The sequence below is a fragment of the Paenibacillus shenyangensis genome, assembly GCF_000346635.1.
Lineage (GTDB): Bacteria > Bacillota > Bacilli > Paenibacillales > Paenibacillaceae > Saccharibacillus > Saccharibacillus dauci.
Map to the genome: position 1 here is coordinate 101,297 of NZ_AOIG01000014.1, position 16,351 is coordinate 117,647.

The following is a 16,351-nucleotide window of genomic DNA, read 5'->3' on the forward strand; positions in this document are numbered from 1 at the left end:
CGGATGATAAATACAGAAAAATGCATGTTTAACAAACAGCCCGCTTTTACATTTAATTGTAGAAGGCGGGCTGTTTGTTGTATGCATGAATCCTGCTCAAGCGTTATTCAACCAAAAAGCGGATTCAGGTCAAAGGTTAGAACTTAAATTTTTACTTTTCATTTGTTCCGGGGCGGGCAATCTTATATACTATTGTATGACCTGCCGATACTTCAAAATTAAGAATTTTCCATGTTAACCAAAGATAGATACGGCATAGGAATAAGATACTCAGATAGGAGATCGCTACTGTGTGGATGGGAATTGCAATTTTGGTATTGTACCATCTGATTATATTCTATATTGGATGGAATGGATGGGTATGGCTGGCGGAGTTGTCTCCGAATCATGCATATCCGCGTTATATTTGGATCGTTGTATTGTTGATTCTGGCGTATGCGTTGTTCCTCGGATTCTGGAAAAATGAAATGGTTATTTTCAAACAGGTTGGCGCCGTCTGGATTGCACTGCTGTACTTCTCGATATTATGGATGCCCGTTATGAATATTGTCGTTGCACTCACCCGCTTGTCCTCGTTGTCCCAGCATTCCGTTATTATATGGGCGGGCTGGATTACGGTTGTCGCCTTTATCGGCGTATTCTCACTCGGGATGTATAACGCTTACAGTCCGGTTGTCCGTAGTTATGATATTACGATCAACAAACCTGTCGAAGGCAAAAAGGAAATGAATATCGTCATGGCGTCGGATATGCACTTTGGGGTGTTATCCAACGAAGCCCATGCACGTCGACTGGTAGAGCGAGTTAACGCATTGCAGCCGGATCTGATCCTGATGCCGGGCGATGTGATCGACGATAATCTGCCGTACTACGTCAAGACAGAGATTCCCGAGATTCTCAAAGGGCTAAAAGCGCCTGTCTATTCTTCACTGGGCAATCATGACCGGTTCGAGAAAGGCATTAATCTGATCGATTCCCTGAACCAGAGCAATCTGCATGTACTGTATGACGAGTCTATTGTGCTGGATAACGGCATTACGCTGGTCGGACGCCAGGATTATAGTGATCGTCCGCGTGCCGAGCTGAGCAAGCTGCTGGAGTCTGTCGATCATGCCCATCCGATTATCGTCATGGATCACCAGCCATATGAGCTGGACAAAGAGCAGCAGCTGGGTGTCGATCTGATGGTATCTGGACACACTCACCGCGGACAGATGGCACCATTTAACCTGATTACCAAGCGTCTATTCGAGAATGACTGGGGTTACTTGCAAAAAGGACAATTGCACTCGATTGTCTCTTCCGGATTTGGCTTCTGGGGTAGTCCGATGCGGATCGGTACACGCTCCGAAATTGTACAGATTCATGTGAAGTTCCAGCCTTAATGAATAATTAAAGCCCGCTGTATCCAACACCATGATGGTATTGGATACAGCGGGCTTTTTGCTTCTTTTATTACTTTTAAACAGGAGCAAAGACGGAATGTCTATATGAATCATCTACCCATATGGCTGTGGTCTGGCAGAACATGATTAGCGAATCGCGGAACGTACCTGCTTGATATAGAAGAAACGCACGATCAGGAAGTAAATGAGCTGGATCAGGAAAAAGATACCCAGTACCGTCAACGATTCCTTGAATAGTGAAACCTGAAACATATTTGCAAGTGTCGTGAGTGCGACCGCCCCATGCAGCAGTGCAACAACAATTGGAGCAAAGAACAGGAGAATGATCTGCCGGTTCAGTACCCGATTCAGTTCGGAGATGGTCAGCCCCAGTTTGGCGATAGAATGGAATTTTTGTTTATCCTCATCCAGATCGCTGTAGAGTCGGAAATACAGGAAGCTACCGGCGGAGACAAAAAAGACAATTCCTATAAACAGTCCGATGAACAGAATCGCTCCATACGAACCCAATTCCTGGTTGACGTCGTAGGCAGGCACAGTAATCCGATGAGACTTAGTGGATGGTTTCAATTCGCTATAAATTTCTTTGCCTGCAGCCAGAATACCTGTCTGCTCCTGATCACCAGCCCATACATACAGCTGTCGTTGTCCCGCTGGTTGGCCAAGACGGTCATAAATATCATCCGGAACGACGAATGTTACTTCATCGACAGTCAGAACACCGGATTGGATAAGTCGATCAGGCTTGACCGCTATACCGTTTGCAGTAGCAGATGGAAGCTTGAGGCGATCTAGTTCCAGTGAGTAGGGGTTTATTGCAACTGTCTCTCCGGTAGCCAGCTGGATTAGAGGCCGCTTGGAGAGTGCAGCCAGCTGGTTATACATGGAGACACTGATAATAAGCTGAGTATACTTGTCATTCTCCATATTGTACTCTGTAAGGACCTGCTCTGTACGTGCAGCTTGAAGACCGTGTTTGTTAAGTATCTGGTTAATAGCAGCCATAGTATTCGACCGATCGGTATCGCTACTTTGAGACACAAAGCTGATTACATAGGGGTTACTGAGTGCCACATTTCTGGTTACTACCGTCTGTAGTCCATACAGGGAGCCGATGGCGCAAAAGGATACTGTAGAGACAATGCAGACAAGGAAAAAGGTACGTGCATTATCCTTCATCCGGTAGGACAGATCGGATAGCAGAAGCATATTGGTCCTGTTCCAGAAAAAGGACTCTCTGCTTTTCAATGTACGGATGATGTAGACGCTGAGCTGGGTGAATAATAGATAGCTACCGATCGATACGATTATGCTGACAGGTACCAGTAAAACAAAAGCATCGGAACCCCGGGCAAGAAGCGACAGCGTATAGCCGGTACCAATAAGCACCAGTACAAGCAGTGACAGCACCAGTGAAGCTTTTGGTTCACTCCGGGCCTGCTGACTGCCTTTGATCAGATCGATCAATTTGCCGCTGCGCAGGACTGAGGAGATGAACAATGAAATCAGCACAAACAGAATAAAAAATGCCAGACAGGTCACCAGGATAGCACGAGTAGGGAAATAAAAATCCAGACTGCCTTCAATGACCAGTATATGCTCGCCCGCCAGCAGGATAGCTTTGGCCAAGACCAGTCCCAGCACAATACCGCCGAGTGTCGCGGCAAAGCCGATAATGATATTTTCCAGAAATACCATCTGGCGCAGCTGTCCCGGAGACATCCCCTGCATCATCAGCAGACCGAATTCCCTTTTGCGGGTCTTCAGAAAAGAGCTCATTGAGTACAATACAAAGAAAAAGGAAAATACATAGATCATCCATTTGGCAGTCGACATGCCGCCCTGTACATTATGGTTGATCTGCCCACCAGCCAGCAGTGGATGATAGGCGAAGATTGCGAAGGTAAAAAAAACCATGACCGTGAACATGCTGCTCAGAAAATAAGCTGCATACAGACGTTTGTTACGGGCGACATTGTTATAAGCGAATTGACGAAATGTCATTCGAATGCCCTCCCAACAGTGATAGGGTATCGATGATTTTCTGGAAAAAGGCCTGCCGATTGTCTCCACGGTGAATCTCGCTGTACAGATGACCATCCCGAATAAAAATCACACGGCTGCAGTAGCTGGCAGCTACCGGATCGTGGGTGACTAGCATCATGGTTGTCTGCTGCTCTCGGTTGATATTTTCCAGCATCTCCATCACATCACGGGCAGACTTGGAGTCGAGGTTGCCGGTCGGCTCATCGGCCAGCAGCATTTTGGGAGAATGGATCATCGCCCGGGCAATCGCTGTTCGCTGCGCCTGGCCGCCCGAAATTTCATAAGTACGTTTGTCCATGATAGAAGTGATGCCGAGCTTCTCTGCAATGGCTGCAGCTTTTTGCTTCATTTCACTGACTTTGCTGCCGTCAAGTGTCAGTGGCAGTACGATATTCTCCTGTACGGTCAGGGTATGAAGCAGATTAAAGTCCTGGAAAATAAAACCAAGCTCCCGGCGCCGGAATCGGGCCAACTCATTTTTCTTCATTTGGTTAATATTCTGTCCGTTGATCAGAATCTGCCCGCTGGTAGGCTCATCAATCGTAGCGATCAGATTAAGCAGCGTCGTCTTGCCACTGCCGGATGGCCCCATAATGCCGACAAATTCGCCGTCTTCAATCGTAAACTGGATATCGCTCAGCGCCTTGTAGGCAATTTTTCCCTCGTAGATTTTGCTGATCTGATTAACATTAAGCATGTCGATTCCTCCTTGGTCCATGGAATTCATATCGTTCTCATGTACCCAGTATAGGCGGAGAGACAGGAGTGAACTATCGATTTTGCTTTCATCCGGCTTACAGCTATGTAAGGTAGGGCTGGCAGACAGCTTCCGGCATACTCAGAACAATCGCTGTTTTGTCCGTTATGTATCAGTCTTTTTGCTGCCAGGATTGGAATATTATACGGATCGTGGTTCCCTGACCCGGAGACGATTTTAGCTCCAGCACATGACCCAGATGGTCCGCAGCTTCCTTGGTCAGATACAGCCCCATGCCGGTCGATTCACGGAAATGCCGTCCATTCTCGCCGGTAAAGAAGGGATCGAACACCCGCTTGAGATCCGCTGCCGGAATGCCTACGCCGTGATCACGCACTTCCAGTATCGCCTGCTGGTCACGAATAAAAGAGTGAATGTGAATCTTCTGTCCGTTACCGGATGAATATTTAACACTGTTCATAACCAGCTGGGACAACATGAAAAAAAGCCACTTTTCATCCGATTCTACAACGAGAGCTCCATCGCACTCCTGTACCTCGGGATAGACATTATTGCGTATAAAAGAACGCTTGTGCTCATGAATCACTTCATGCACGATCTTTGCCAGCGAGATGGAGCGTGGATGAAAGTCCTGCTGAAAAGTACGAAGTCTTGCCATATACAGAATCGTATTCAGGCCGGAGCGCATCCGCTCGGTCTCTTCGCGAATGCTGGCATATTCGGGCTCATCCACCTGCTGCACGGTCAGCTCAATGACGGATAGAGGGGTCTTCATCTGATGCACCCACTGGTCCATAAAGGTTAAGTGCTGCTTTTGCTCCCGCTGCGTTGCTGCCAGCTGCTCTTGATAGAGTCGATACTGCTGACGAAGCAGTTCTTCAAGTGCTTCGCTGACCGGTGTCTGATCCAATCGCTGAATTGCCTCTTCCATATTTGCCGGCGGACGACTGAGTATACCAAAGTAGCGGCGCCGGGTGAGATAGTGATACGTCAAATAGCAACCCAGCAGAAACAGCCCGAGAAATACTGAATACAGTGCCGGAGCAAGATGATGATAGCCATCCAACCAGTAAATGCCCAGTACGACAAAAAGCTGGACCACATGCAGTACAATCAGCAGCGCATACTCACGTACAAAAAGTTTCATCGCTGCTCCTCTCCAGTCCAGGTGACATACAGACGGTAGCCCAGCCCGCGTACGGTCTCAACTGCATCCTCCAGCCCCAGTTCCTGAAATTTCTTGCGCACACGGGTGATATTCACATTCAGTGTATTTTCATCAACAAAGGTCTGATCATCCCATAGCTTCTCCAGCAATGCTTCCCGGCTGGCTACACGGGGATGACGTTCCATCAGACTGCTGATAATATCGCATTCTTTGCGGGTTAGCAGAATGGTATGGTCGGCATAGACCAGTTCCATGCGTTCCGGATAGAGGCGCAGACCGGCAACGTCCAGAATATTTTCTTCGGTTCGGGCAGCATATTCGCCATAAGCACGGCGGAGCTGGCTGCGGACTTTGGCCATCATGATGCCATAGTCAAAAGGCTTGGTAATATAGTCGTCAGCACCATTTTCCAGAGCCATGATCTGGTCCATTTCTCCGGAGCGTGCAGAGATGAACAGAACCGGGCAGATGGAGTGATTGCGAATCTGACGGCACCAGTAATATCCGTCAAAGCTTGGCAGATTCACATCCAGCAGTACCAGATCAGGTTGAGCTCGCTGGAATTCTTCCAATACGTTATTGAAATCAACAGTTAGAATTACTTCATATCCGTACCGGACCAGATGGTTTTGCAGCAGCCCGGAAATTTTGGGATCATCTTCGACAATCATAATTTTCTGCATGGCTGTAGACTCCTTACAAATGGAATCATCCCACACGTATCCGCAGATTCGGTGGGATGCTTTATTATTATACTATGTTGGTTATGAAGTTCCATTTTGTGGATAAGCATACTGCGAATCCAATCAGAATGTACGGCCCTTCGCCGGCAGTATATCGGTAAGTATGTGCGAATATTGTTTGGCCAGCAGTGCGATCTGATCCAGCTCGGGCCATTTATGATGCAGGCCGATATAGACGATGGCACCGGTAAACAGGGCAGCCATTATTGTTTTGAACAGCCATTTTCCCATCATTGATTCCTCCTTGGATGGATATTGTTTTATCCTAACATAGTATACCTTCGTATAATGTCGCATTGTCTTAATCTTTCCTTACGTTATCCTTACACTTTTGTAATCTCAAAATAAGGGTAAGAATAGAGTGGACTCATGGTATTATGTTCATAACCGGAGAAGAGGAGAGAAATAGATGTACATACTGGGTATGGCCGGATTATGTCTGGTCATGTTTGTGATTAGCTATACACAGGATCGCAGACGACTGCAGAACGGTGTCTTTTTGACAATCGGGATTATTCTGCTGCTGTTTGGTCTGATCATTTATGCAATGAATCATCTGGCAGGCCACATCCCTTATATCGCTGTGCTGCTGATTCTGATTCTGCTGCTGCTGGCTCCGGTCGTTGTGCTGGGGATCGGTGTAGCACTCATTTATAACGGCCGGATTCTATTGCGCAAGGAAGGCTGGAAGCTGCCCAACCTGCTGTCCATGCTGACTGGCTTTGGTATTCTGGTGCTGCCGCCGCTCGTACTGATCGCGCCGTACAACAGTGTGCTGGCACCGTTCGTGATTGTAGTGCAGCTCTGTGTAGCTTATTTTGGATTGCTGTTTATCTGTTATCTGGTATCTTCGCTGCTCTATAATTTCCATCGGCCGCGTTACCGACCGGACTTTATTATCGTACTGGGAAGCGGACTCATTCGCAACAAAGTACCACCACTGCTGGCAAGCCGTCTGGATCAGGGAATTGACGTGTACCTGCGGCATCAGGATGGAGAACCGCCACGGATCGTCGTATCCGGCGGACAGGGCAGTGATGAACAGACTGCGGAAGGCGAAGCGATGGGACAGTATTTGCTGGAAAAGGGCATTCCGGCCGACCATATCATTATCGAGAACGAATCAGCCAACACCCTGCAAAACATGCGTCTGTCCCGGCAAAAGATGGATGAGCTGATGGGCGGCAAGCCGTACTCTTGCATCTTTGTGACCAATAATTTTCATCTGTTTCGCGCTGGTATTTATGCAAGGCAGGCAGGTATACAGGGCGACGGCGTGGGATCGCACACCGCGCTGTATTATCTCCCCAACGCCTTTATTCGCGAATATATTGCTATTATCGTGATGCATCGTCGTATCCATATCCGGATTATCGCAGCCGGGCTGATTCTGGCGATGATGGCGGTATTGGTACTGATGATTGTATGATTTGCCTGACATTGTGAGAAGAGTTACAACCGTATCCGCGAGCCGCTGGTATGATAGGTAGCGGCGAAAGGGAGGCGGAAGCATGACTCGTATTATTTCCAATGAACAGATAGCACCGGATGTTTTTGTAATGAAGATTGCAGGATCGTATAAGGGACGGATGGGACAATTTTATATGCTGCGTGCAGATGACGGATACCGGGGAGACAGCTATCCTCTGTTATCCCGTCCTCTTAGCATTCACGATAGAGGCGATGATTACATCGCCTTTTTGTACAGGGTGCATGGCCGCGGTACCGCGATTCTGTCATGTATGACAGCAGGGCAGCAGGTGCTGCTGGAAGGTCCGTTTGGCAATGGATTCCCGGTACTGGATGATCCGGGACGAATCGCGCTGGTTGGCGGCGGGATGGGTATCGCTCCGCTGCTGCTGGCGGCCCGTCATTATGCGCAGGCCGATATTTATCTGGGATTCTCCGGTGATACATTCGGAGTAGAGAGCTTACGTCAGGCGGTAGAGTCGGATACTCGGGTAAAGGTAATGAACAGCAGGCACAAGAGCATACTGGAACTGCTGGAGCCGGGCTGGTACGATACGATTCTGGCCTGCGGACCGGCAGGGATGCTCAAGGCACTGGCCGAATGTACAGCAGCTGCGAATGAGGCTGCCTTGCATGATGGTGAAGGTTATCCGGCGAGTACACATCTGTATATTTCTACCGAAAAGCATATGGCCTGCGGCATTGGAGCCTGTCTGACCTGCACGGTGCAGACGACCAGTGGCAATCGCAGAACCTGTGTAGAAGGACCGGTATTCGCAGCAGAGGAGGTGGATTGGAATGACCTCACTACAGTGTAATATCGGCGGTGTCCCCATGCGTAACCCGGTTATTATGGCATCGGGAACGTATGGATTTGGTAGAGAATATGCAGCGTACGTAGATGCAGGCACACTGGGAGGCATCTCCTGTAAAGGGTTAACCCTGCATCCTCGTTCCGGTAATCCGGGCTGCCGGGTACAGGAGACCGCTTCCGGGATGATGAATAGTGTAGGATTGGAGAATCCGGGGGTTGCTGCTTTTCTGGAAAAGGAACTGCCGTACATGGCGACACTGGATACAGCAATTATCGCCAATCTGGGTGGTTCCAACGCTGAAGAATACGTCGAAGGCGCAAGAATGTTGTCCATGCATACCCGGCAGCAGAAACAGCAGGGCAGCCGCGGCATCGATATGCTGGAGCTGAATATTTCCTGTCCCAACGTGCGTGAGGGAGGTATTCAGTTCGGGATTCAGACAGACACGGCACGCAGTATCGTTCGGCAGGTGCGAAGCGTGACCGACCTGCCCCTGATGGTCAAATTGTCACCGGGAGCACAGGATCTGGTAAAGATGGCAGTAATGTGCGAACAGGAAGGCGCAGATGCGGTATCGCTGGTCAATACCTTCTCAGCGATGAAGATCGATATTTACCGCAGGCGCAGTGCTTTTCATAATACATATGCCGGATTGTCCGGTCCGGCGATCAAGCCTATTGCCCTGCGGATGGTACATCAGGTCGCTGGAGCAGTATCGATTCCGGTAATCGGCATGGGTGGAATTAGTAGTGTGGAGGATATGATCGAATTCATTATGGCCGGCGCAGAGGCAGTACAGGTAGGTACGTATAATTTTGTGAATCTGCGTGCCGGTACTGAACTGGTTGAGGGATTGCAGATGTGGATGCAGCAGCAACGGGTGGAATCGCTGGAGGAGATTCGCAGTATTATTGGGTGATTTTGCTAGATGATCGGAAAAGCAGCATCTGTACAGAGAATGTGCCAGAGTTAATGTTGATGTGATAAAGATAGGAATAAAATACACATAGGAAAACCGTGAGCAGCTCTATGGTTCGAATGGGAGCCTCTCACGGTTTTATTTTTGTTAGAAACTATTCTGATTGAGATAGAATGAAAAATATAAACCCGTACGACTTATAAGCGTTATTCATGTTATAATCATCCACGGAAAGATAAGTACCGACGGAATAGATATGGCGTCGCAACCCGAAAGGGGGTGACGCCATGTCACTGGTTGATCTGCTACTCAGAATTCTGGATACGTCAGCAAAGTGTATCGGTTTGATTGTTGGGATCGATAAGCTGTATGAGATCTGGAGACGAGTAAAAGACAACAAAAACCGCCGGGATAAAGGTTAGGAGACCTCCGGCGGTCTTAAGGGATATTTGATTCCGAGCGATCGCCGTATGATTCCGCCGATCTTGTCGATCCAGCCTGTAGTGGACCAACACTACAGGCTTTCTTTATGTATAGTATACACAATCCAGATTTCAAATGAAACATGGATCTTCAAATGAATATCATATTATAACGTAAATAAGTGTATACTTAATCAAGAAATAAGCAATAAATAACATCTTATCCATGCTTGAACAGACTACTACTTTTTATGAAAATAGTTCCTTATGAAATTTACTGAAAGTCTGAAAAATATCCTTGAAACATAACATGAATGCGTGTAGTATACATATATAATTTGATACAGGCCGTACAGGAGGAAGCAGCGCTATACCGAATAGGTATCGATTCTGCGTACATACCCACCTCTTTGGTACGGCGACCACTCATATAATATTGGGAATAGGGCCCAAGAGTTTCTACCGGATAACCATTGTAATTGTCCGACTATGAGTGAAGAACGTGCTGATCCTTTTTTGCTGAACGGTAAAAGGGATCAGGATGCGGCTTTTGGCGCATTCTGTATATGAACATGCATACAGGCAGGCTTCACTTGAGTGTATTAACTCAGGTGGCCTGCCTTTTTTTGTTTTATACATGAAAATTGAAGTCCAGACGAATACAGAACAACAGACAGACAAAAGGGGAGAAACAACATGAAATTACTGGAAGAACGCATACGGGCAGAAGGCAAGATTCTATCGGACAAAGTGCTCAAGGTCGATGCCTTTCTGAATCATCAGGTAGATACCATGCTGGCGGTAGAGATTGGGCGGGAGTTTGCCAAATTGTTTGCTCACGAGGAGATTACCAAGGTACTGACGATCGAAGCGAGCGGGATACAGTTCGCGATGGCAGCCGGAATTGCGCTGAACGTGCCGTTTGTCTATGCCAAAAAGAAAAAGGCAGTTACCCAGGGAGATCAGGTCTATGCTGCATCGGTGCATTCCTTTACCCGTGGCGAGACCTACCAGGTGAGCATCGTCAAAGATTACCTGAATCCGGAAGATCGCGTGCTGATCGTTGATGACTTTCTCGCTACAGGTGCAGCGCTGGTCGGACTGGCGGATATCGTCGCCGAATCGGGTGCAACGCTGGTCGGTGTAGGCTGCGTGATCGAGAAGACATTCCAGGAAGGACGCGGTCTGCTGGAAGAGCGCCGGATTCCGGTACAGTCTCTGGCACGCATCGTCTCCATGTCACCGGGACATGTGGAATTCACCGAGGAACAGCCGCTGCAGCCGATTATTGCAGCAGAGCAGTTGGCAGACACGGATCGCCATACAGATGATGTAAAGGAAACTATCCAGTCGTCACCAGCGACTGCAGATCTTAATCGAATCGGGGCGGGTATCTGATGCTGAGTAAACGCAAAGTATTCACGCTGGGACTCCAGCATGTTATGGCGATGTATGCCGGTGCTATTGCCGTACCGCTGATTATTGGTAATGCATTGAACCTGACGCCGGAGCAGATGGCGTACCTGATCGCAGCAGATATGTTCACCTGCGGTCTGGCGACTCTGCTGCAGGTGCTGGGCACACGTTATTTCGGAAGTGGGTTGCCGGTTGTGCTGGGCTGTACCTTTACGGCGGTAGGACCGATTATCGCGATTGCTTCTACGTCCAATCTGCCAACTGCCTATGGGGCGATTATTATCTCGGGGATTTTCGTCGTGCTGGCTGCTCCGTTATACGGCAAGCTGCTACGCTTTTTCCCGAAAATCGTTACGGGTTCGGTCGTTACGATCATCGGGTTGTCGCTGATTCCGGTTGCGATGAACAATGTTGCCGGTGGACAGGGCAGTGCAGACTTTGGCGCACCGCATAATCTGCTGCTGGCCGTAGTAACGCTGCTGGTCATTCTGATCGTGAATCGGGTAGCGACAGGTTTCCTGCGCTCGATCTCTGTACTGGTTGGTCTGGTAGTGGGTACGGTACTGGCTTATGCGATGGGCATGGTTAATTTTGCCGCGGTCGGTGACGCATCCTGGTTCCGGGTGGCGCAGCCATTTTACTTTGGTACTCCGCAGTTCAGCTGGATCGCGATTGCGACGATGATTATCGTGAACATTGTCAGCATGGTGGAATCGACGGGCGTCTACATCGCTGTCGGCAAAGCCACCGAACAAAAAGTAGAGCAAAAACAGATCGTAAGCGGTCTGCGTTCCGAAGGTCTGGCGATCGTGCTGGGCGGTATATTCAACGCATTCCCGTATACAGCTTTCTCGCAAAATGTTGGTCTGATCTCGCTGACCAAGGTCAAGACGCGCAATGTCATCTTCGCTGCTGGTGGAATTATGGTCGTACTTGGTCTGCTGCCGAAGCTGGCTGCACTGACAACCGTCATTCCGAGTGCGGTACTGGGCGGAGCCATGGTCGTGATGTTTGGTTCGGTCGCTGCTTCGGGTATGTCTATTCTGGGTGAAGTCAATCTGCGCAACGACCGCAATCTGATGATCGTGGCCTGCAGTATTGCGATTGGTGTAGGTTCCGCGGTACTGCCGGCTATTTTCGCCCAGATGCCAAGCTTCCTGCAGCCGCTGCTGCAAAACGGTATCGTTACCGGCTCGGTGGCAGCCGTTATTCTCAATCTGATTCTGTCGGACAAACGAACCGTCGATGCCGAAGAGAGCAGCGAGGAACCGGTAGTTGGACTGGGTGTGGATGCAAGCGCTGGTGTCAAAGCTTCAACTGGTCTGGAATAAAATGATAATGCTGCTCAAGCTGCCTTGTAGAGCATTGGCTAGCTGTGTGATACATGCAGTCGACGAAATACAGTCAGTGAGCATTCAATAAAATACAGTCAATGAAATGCAGTTAGTAAAATGTAGTTGATGAAATGCAGTATATAGAAAGACCCTGTGCCTACCGCAGGGTCTTTTTTGTTATATTGAAGAGAGAGAATCATCTGGAAGCGGAGGCAAAGCGATGAATAAAACAGAACGGCTAATGGCGATTGTACTGGAGCTACAGCGTCACTCGACACTGCGGGCACAGGATTTGGCAGCTATTTTCGAGACAAGTGTACGTACCATCTACAGGGATATGCAGGCGCTCAGCGAATCGGGCGTACCGTTACTAGGCTCGCCCGGTCAGGGTTATTCGTTGATGGAAGGCTATTTCCTGCCGCCGATTACTCTGACAGCGGATGAAGCGGTAGCGATGTGGATCGGAACCGACTTTGTCGGGCGCTATCTCAGTACCAAGTATCAAAAGGACGCTGTCTCGGCACGACGCAAAATCCAGTCCATTTTACCGGAATCTATTCATATGCAGTCGTCGGCGGTACGTGAATCGGTTCTGCTTATGAATGGACGCAATATGGAGAAAATCGACGATACGACCCATTTGCAGCAGATTTGTGAGGCGGTTGCGAGCAGGCACCAGCTGACTTTTCGCTATAACAAGCCATCACGTTCAGCAGATCCGGACGATAGCGTGCGTACAGTCTGTCCGTATGGAGTGGTGCTTACCGGCAGCCACTGGATGCTGGTAGCCCACTGTATGCGGCGGCAGCAGATCCGGCACTTCCGGCTATCCCGTATGTCCGAACTGACTATGGAAGCAGACGGATTTATCTGGCCGGAGGATTTCCAGCTTAGTCGCTATCGTCCGGAAGATGATCGCAAGACACTGGTCAAAGTACAGATTAGTGAAGGAATCGCTAACCGGCTGCGGGAGGACGGCAGCTTTTATTTGGAGCAGCTGGAAGAAATGGAGGGAGAGATCATCGCTATCTTGCGGGTACGCCGAATCGACGAGATTGTTCATACCGTGCTGGGCTGGGGAAAAGGGGCCGTGGTATTGGAGCCGGATGAGCTGCGCATTCGCCTGCGTCAAGAATTGCAAAATATGCTGAATAGTTACTGACACTATGCTGTCAGTAGTCATTCGATATACTGGGTACAGTTATTGATCCTGCTCTGAAAAACGGCACAGACAGCCGCTCAAAGCAGGCCTACTATACACTTACCTGGAGGTATACTTATGACAATGCAAACCGATAAAAACATGACTGCGAATATGAAATCCCAGATGAATCCGGCAACAAACAGCACGATCCATACCGCCCTAGAGCCAACTGTGGATATGAACAGCAGCATGGACACTCCTGCCCATATCAATCAATCAGCAAAGATGCAGCTGGCTCTGCAGCGTCTGGAACAGCAGCTGGATCAATATGGGCAGGAACTGAATCGTTATACACTGGAACAGCTCACCCGCCAGCCGAGCGCGGAAGAATGGTCACTCGGACAGATGTATCAGCATCTGATCGCTTCGGCATTGTACATGCAGCTCGGCAATATGGACAAATGTATCCGGCGGTACGAGCAGGATCTGCAGCAGGAATCCGCTATGCATGGAGCTTACCCGGAACATACGGCAGCAGCAGAGAGTGATTTTGCAGCCGGATCGGCCTCTGCTTCGGCTCAGGCATCGGCACCTGGGAAAACAGCGTCCGGTGAAAGCATATTTGCCGATGGAAGCTTCCCGCCTGTACGAGTCAAAGTGCCGGGCGTCCCCGATCCGGTACAGCCGGAGAGTCTGGAACAGCTGTTCAGTGGTCTGGAGCAGGTACGTATACGCGCTCGCGAGCTTGCCCCGCAGGCAGTATCGGTCCCCGCAATTTATACAGAGAAACATCCGCGGTTTGGTGATCTGACCGCGTCCGAGTGGTTGATACTGATCGAGATGCATTATCGTCATCACCTGCACCAGAAGCGTCGTCTGGATGAGTTTTTGAATAGGTCTGTGTAAGCTTATTTACTGGAATCATCGTAATCCTATACGATTTGCTATCAATCCCTGTGTCTATGCAGAATACTGCAGGACACAGGGATTTTGGTGTGTGGATTCCTTTGGCTTCAGCTCCATAATCCTGCATGGAACCTGTCTTTTATTTATTCTATAATCAAGAGGTATCTTCATATACACGATCATGGAAAAGTGTTAAATTTAGTTCTTATCAGGCGCAACGATCCCATCCGGCGGCCGGAGATATGAAGCACGCACAGTTATAAAGCGGCTGACGGATGAATCCATATCATACAGGTGTAACGGGTGGAGGGAAGACAGTTTATGAAAAATATTTTGTTTATCAATACAGGTGGTACGATCTCATCTTCGGCAGCAGGCAAAGGACTGACTCCGACGCAGTCGGCAGCCGATATTATCTCGGCTGTACCGGAGGTCAAGGAAATATGCAATGTAGAAGCGATGACGCTGATGAGCGTGGATAGCACGAATATTCAGCCGGAAGAGTGGGTGACGATTGCCCGTACCGTACACGAGCAGCTGCCAAGCTATGATGGCATCGTCATTGCGCATGGTACGGATACGATGGCGTATACGGCTTCAGCGCTCAGCTTTATGCTCGGCGCGCTCGACAAGCCGGTCGTGATTACCGGTTCCCAGGTGTCGGTACTGGCGGAATACAGTGATTCCCGCAAAAATATCAAAGACTCGTTCCTGACTGCATCCAGTGAGCTGTCCGGTGTGTTCGTTGTTTTTAACGGCAAGATCATCAATGGCGCACGGGCGTCCAAAGTGAAAACGAAAAGCTATGATGCTTTCGAGAGCATTAACCATCCCTATATCGGTTATCTGGAGGAAGATCGTATCGTATACAACGAGATTGAGCCGTCCGTTTATCCGGAAGGGCATGTATATAACGATCAATATTCGCCAGATGTGTTCCTGCTCAAGCTGATTCCGGGGATGCGTCCGGATATTTTCGATGCAGTGCGCAATCTGGGCTACAAAGGCATTATTGTCGAAGGCTTCGGTCTCGGTGGTGTACCTTTCAAAGAGATTAACCTGATCGACAAAATCGAGGAGCTGGTGCAGGGCGGCATCAGCATCGTCGTGACTACACAATGCCTGTACGAAGGCGGCGATCTGACGATCTATGAAGTAGGACAGCGCGCTTTGGAAAAGGGAGTTATTCCTTGTTACGACATGACAACCGAAGCGCTGACGACCAAAATGATGTGGGTGCTCGGACAGGCAAACAGCCCGGCCGAAGTCGCACGCATGATGGCAACCAATTATGTGGATGAGATTACGATGCCAATACGTAAATTGGTATAATAATTATCAACATCAGGTAGTAATAATATGATAAAGAAATTATTTCTGCTTAAAGGCTTGATCTTTGGCGCTGTGCTTGCCTTGATTACTACATTTCTGTTTATGCTGTTTGGTCAAATAGCAGCAGGTGGAATCACATCGTTATGGGGAGAAAGCTGGTTATATATATCTTTAATCATCCCATTTGCAGTCGTATTCATGCTGCTGGAAGGATATTTTTATAACAGAAATGAAGTCTCCAATAAAAAGTTATGGCTGCTTAGCCTGGTCATTGCCTTTATAGTAACGCTGTATAGTGGTACGATAGGAGCCATTCTGGGCGAATATATTGTGCACGGTGGGATCGAGACGATTAATGTAGAGAGTACGCTAATTTGGGATACTATTTACGCCTTTGTATTACTGCCTGTCACGGTACCGTGCGCCAGAATCCTGATCGGTGTTTTCTATCATTTTGCTTTTAGATCCTATAGAAAAAAGAGCAGCCTCTGGTAAACTGTACCCTTTGTAAA

At 48.7% G+C, this 16,351-nt stretch carries 16 protein-coding genes and 1 riboswitch; of the genes, 11 read left to right on the forward strand and 5 right to left on the reverse strand.

Features of this window, described 5'->3' with window-relative positions; genetic code table 11:
* Nucleotides 1-296 precede the first annotated feature (296 nt).
* Nucleotides 297-1,385, forward strand: a complete 1,089-nt coding sequence (locus H065_RS0112515) for a metallophosphoesterase (RefSeq protein WP_036629917.1) — start codon at nt 297-299, stop codon at nt 1,383-1,385.
* Between the two features lie 147 nt (nt 1,386-1,532).
* Here the strand turns inward: H065_RS0112515 and H065_RS0112520 are convergent, their stop codons facing one another.
* From H065_RS0112520 to H065_RS27900, 5 genes are all read right to left on the reverse strand, one after another.
* Nucleotides 1,533-3,410 (reverse strand): ABC transporter permease, encoded by a 1,878-nt coding sequence (locus H065_RS0112520; RefSeq protein ID WP_017813412.1) that lies wholly within the window; start codon nt 3,408-3,410, stop codon nt 1,533-1,535.
* A complete protein-coding gene (locus tag H065_RS0112525) occupies nt 3,385-4,149 on the reverse strand; it encodes an ABC transporter ATP-binding protein (RefSeq protein WP_017813413.1) in 765 nt (254 codons plus the stop codon). Before H065_RS0112525 ends, H065_RS0112520 begins: the two co-directional genes overlap by 26 nt.
* 172 nt (nt 4,150-4,321) lie before the next feature.
* Entirely contained in the window at nt 4,322-5,317 is a 996-nt protein-coding gene (locus H065_RS0112530; RefSeq protein ID WP_017813414.1) for a sensor histidine kinase, read from the reverse strand.
* Nucleotides 5,314-6,021, reverse strand: coding sequence for a response regulator transcription factor (locus H065_RS0112535; RefSeq protein ID WP_017813415.1), 708 nt, complete (start codon nt 6,019-6,021; stop codon nt 5,314-5,316). The genes H065_RS0112530 and H065_RS0112535 overlap by 4 nt, the downstream gene beginning before the upstream one ends.
* A gap of 123 nt (nt 6,022-6,144) precedes the next feature.
* Nucleotides 6,145-6,315, reverse strand: a complete 171-nt coding sequence (locus H065_RS27900; RefSeq protein ID WP_193746778.1) for a hypothetical protein — start codon at nt 6,313-6,315, stop codon at nt 6,145-6,147.
* 175 nt (nt 6,316-6,490) lie between these two features.
* Between H065_RS27900 and H065_RS0112545 the strand changes: the two genes are divergently transcribed.
* From H065_RS0112545 to H065_RS0112590, 10 genes are all read left to right on the forward strand, one after another.
* Entirely contained in the window at nt 6,491-7,510 is a 1,020-nt protein-coding gene (locus tag H065_RS0112545; protein WP_017813417.1) for a YdcF family protein, read from the forward strand.
* 82 nt (nt 7,511-7,592) lie between these two features.
* Nucleotides 7,593-8,369 (forward strand): dihydroorotate dehydrogenase electron transfer subunit, encoded by a 777-nt coding sequence (locus H065_RS0112550; protein ID WP_017813418.1) that lies wholly within the window; start codon nt 7,593-7,595, stop codon nt 8,367-8,369.
* Complete coding sequence (locus H065_RS0112555; RefSeq protein WP_017813419.1) at nt 8,350-9,285, forward strand: dihydroorotate dehydrogenase; 936 nt, start codon at nt 8,350-8,352, stop codon at nt 9,283-9,285. The genes H065_RS0112550 and H065_RS0112555 overlap by 20 nt, the downstream gene beginning before the upstream one ends.
* A 287-nt stretch (nt 9,286-9,572) precedes the next feature.
* On the forward strand, nt 9,573-9,707 hold the full coding sequence (locus H065_RS28455) for a hypothetical protein (protein WP_017813420.1): 135 nt from the start codon (nt 9,573-9,575) through the stop codon (nt 9,705-9,707).
* Nucleotides 9,708-10,113: 406 nt separating this feature from the next.
* A riboswitch (purine riboswitch) is annotated at nt 10,114-10,217 on the forward strand.
* A 186-nt stretch (nt 10,218-10,403) separates the two neighbouring features.
* On the forward strand, nt 10,404-11,105 hold the full coding sequence (locus H065_RS25880; RefSeq protein ID WP_017813421.1) for a xanthine phosphoribosyltransferase: 702 nt from the start codon (nt 10,404-10,406) through the stop codon (nt 11,103-11,105).
* On the forward strand, nt 11,105-12,454 hold the full coding sequence (locus H065_RS0112570) for a nucleobase:cation symporter-2 family protein (protein ID WP_017813422.1): 1,350 nt from the start codon (nt 11,105-11,107) through the stop codon (nt 12,452-12,454). The genes H065_RS25880 and H065_RS0112570 overlap by 1 nt, the downstream gene beginning before the upstream one ends.
* A gap of 223 nt (nt 12,455-12,677) precedes the next feature.
* A complete protein-coding gene (locus tag H065_RS0112575) occupies nt 12,678-13,619 on the forward strand; it encodes a helix-turn-helix transcriptional regulator (protein WP_017813423.1) in 942 nt (313 codons plus the stop codon).
* 117 nt (nt 13,620-13,736) lie between these two features.
* Nucleotides 13,737-14,507, forward strand: coding sequence for a DinB family protein (locus tag H065_RS0112580; RefSeq protein ID WP_017813424.1), 771 nt, complete (start codon nt 13,737-13,739; stop codon nt 14,505-14,507).
* Nucleotides 14,508-14,828: 321 nt separating this feature from the next.
* Nucleotides 14,829-15,839 carry an asparaginase gene (locus H065_RS0112585; protein ID WP_017813425.1) on the forward strand — a complete coding sequence of 337 codons (1,011 nt, stop codon included), beginning with the start codon at nt 14,829-14,831 and terminating at the stop codon, nt 15,837-15,839.
* Nucleotides 15,840-15,866: 27 nt separating this feature from the next.
* Entirely contained in the window at nt 15,867-16,334 is a 468-nt protein-coding gene (locus tag H065_RS0112590; protein WP_017813426.1) for a hypothetical protein, read from the forward strand.
* Nucleotides 16,335-16,351 lie beyond the last annotated feature (17 nt).

Coding starts and splice junctions, on each gene's coding strand:
- H065_RS0112515 (WP_036629917.1), top strand. CDS start 297: ATGGGAATTGCAATTTTGGTATTGTACCATCTGATTATATTCTATATT.
- H065_RS0112520 (WP_017813412.1), bottom strand. CDS start 3,410: ATGACATTTCGTCAATTCGCTTATAACAATGTCGCCCGTAACAAACGT.
- H065_RS0112525 (WP_017813413.1), bottom strand. CDS start 4,149: ATGCTTAATGTTAATCAGATCAGCAAAATCTACGAGGGAAAAATTGCC.
- H065_RS0112530 (WP_017813414.1), bottom strand. CDS start 5,317: ATGAAACTTTTTGTACGTGAGTATGCGCTGCTGATTGTACTGCATGTG.
- H065_RS0112535 (WP_017813415.1), bottom strand. CDS start 6,021: ATGCAGAAAATTATGATTGTCGAAGATGATCCCAAAATTTCCGGGCTG.
- H065_RS27900 (WP_193746778.1), bottom strand. CDS start 6,315: ATGATGGGAAAATGGCTGTTCAAAACAATAATGGCTGCCCTGTTTACC.
- H065_RS0112545 (WP_017813417.1), top strand. CDS start 6,491: ATGTACATACTGGGTATGGCCGGATTATGTCTGGTCATGTTTGTGATT.
- H065_RS0112550 (WP_017813418.1), top strand. CDS start 7,593: ATGACTCGTATTATTTCCAATGAACAGATAGCACCGGATGTTTTTGTA.
- H065_RS0112555 (WP_017813419.1), top strand. CDS start 8,350: ATGACCTCACTACAGTGTAATATCGGCGGTGTCCCCATGCGTAACCCG.
- H065_RS28455 (WP_017813420.1), top strand. CDS start 9,573: ATGTCACTGGTTGATCTGCTACTCAGAATTCTGGATACGTCAGCAAAG.
- H065_RS25880 (WP_017813421.1), top strand. CDS start 10,404: ATGAAATTACTGGAAGAACGCATACGGGCAGAAGGCAAGATTCTATCG.
- H065_RS0112570 (WP_017813422.1), top strand. CDS start 11,105: ATGCTGAGTAAACGCAAAGTATTCACGCTGGGACTCCAGCATGTTATG.
- H065_RS0112575 (WP_017813423.1), top strand. CDS start 12,678: ATGAATAAAACAGAACGGCTAATGGCGATTGTACTGGAGCTACAGCGT.
- H065_RS0112580 (WP_017813424.1), top strand. CDS start 13,737: ATGACAATGCAAACCGATAAAAACATGACTGCGAATATGAAATCCCAG.
- H065_RS0112585 (WP_017813425.1), top strand. CDS start 14,829: ATGAAAAATATTTTGTTTATCAATACAGGTGGTACGATCTCATCTTCG.
- H065_RS0112590 (WP_017813426.1), top strand. CDS start 15,867: ATGATAAAGAAATTATTTCTGCTTAAAGGCTTGATCTTTGGCGCTGTG.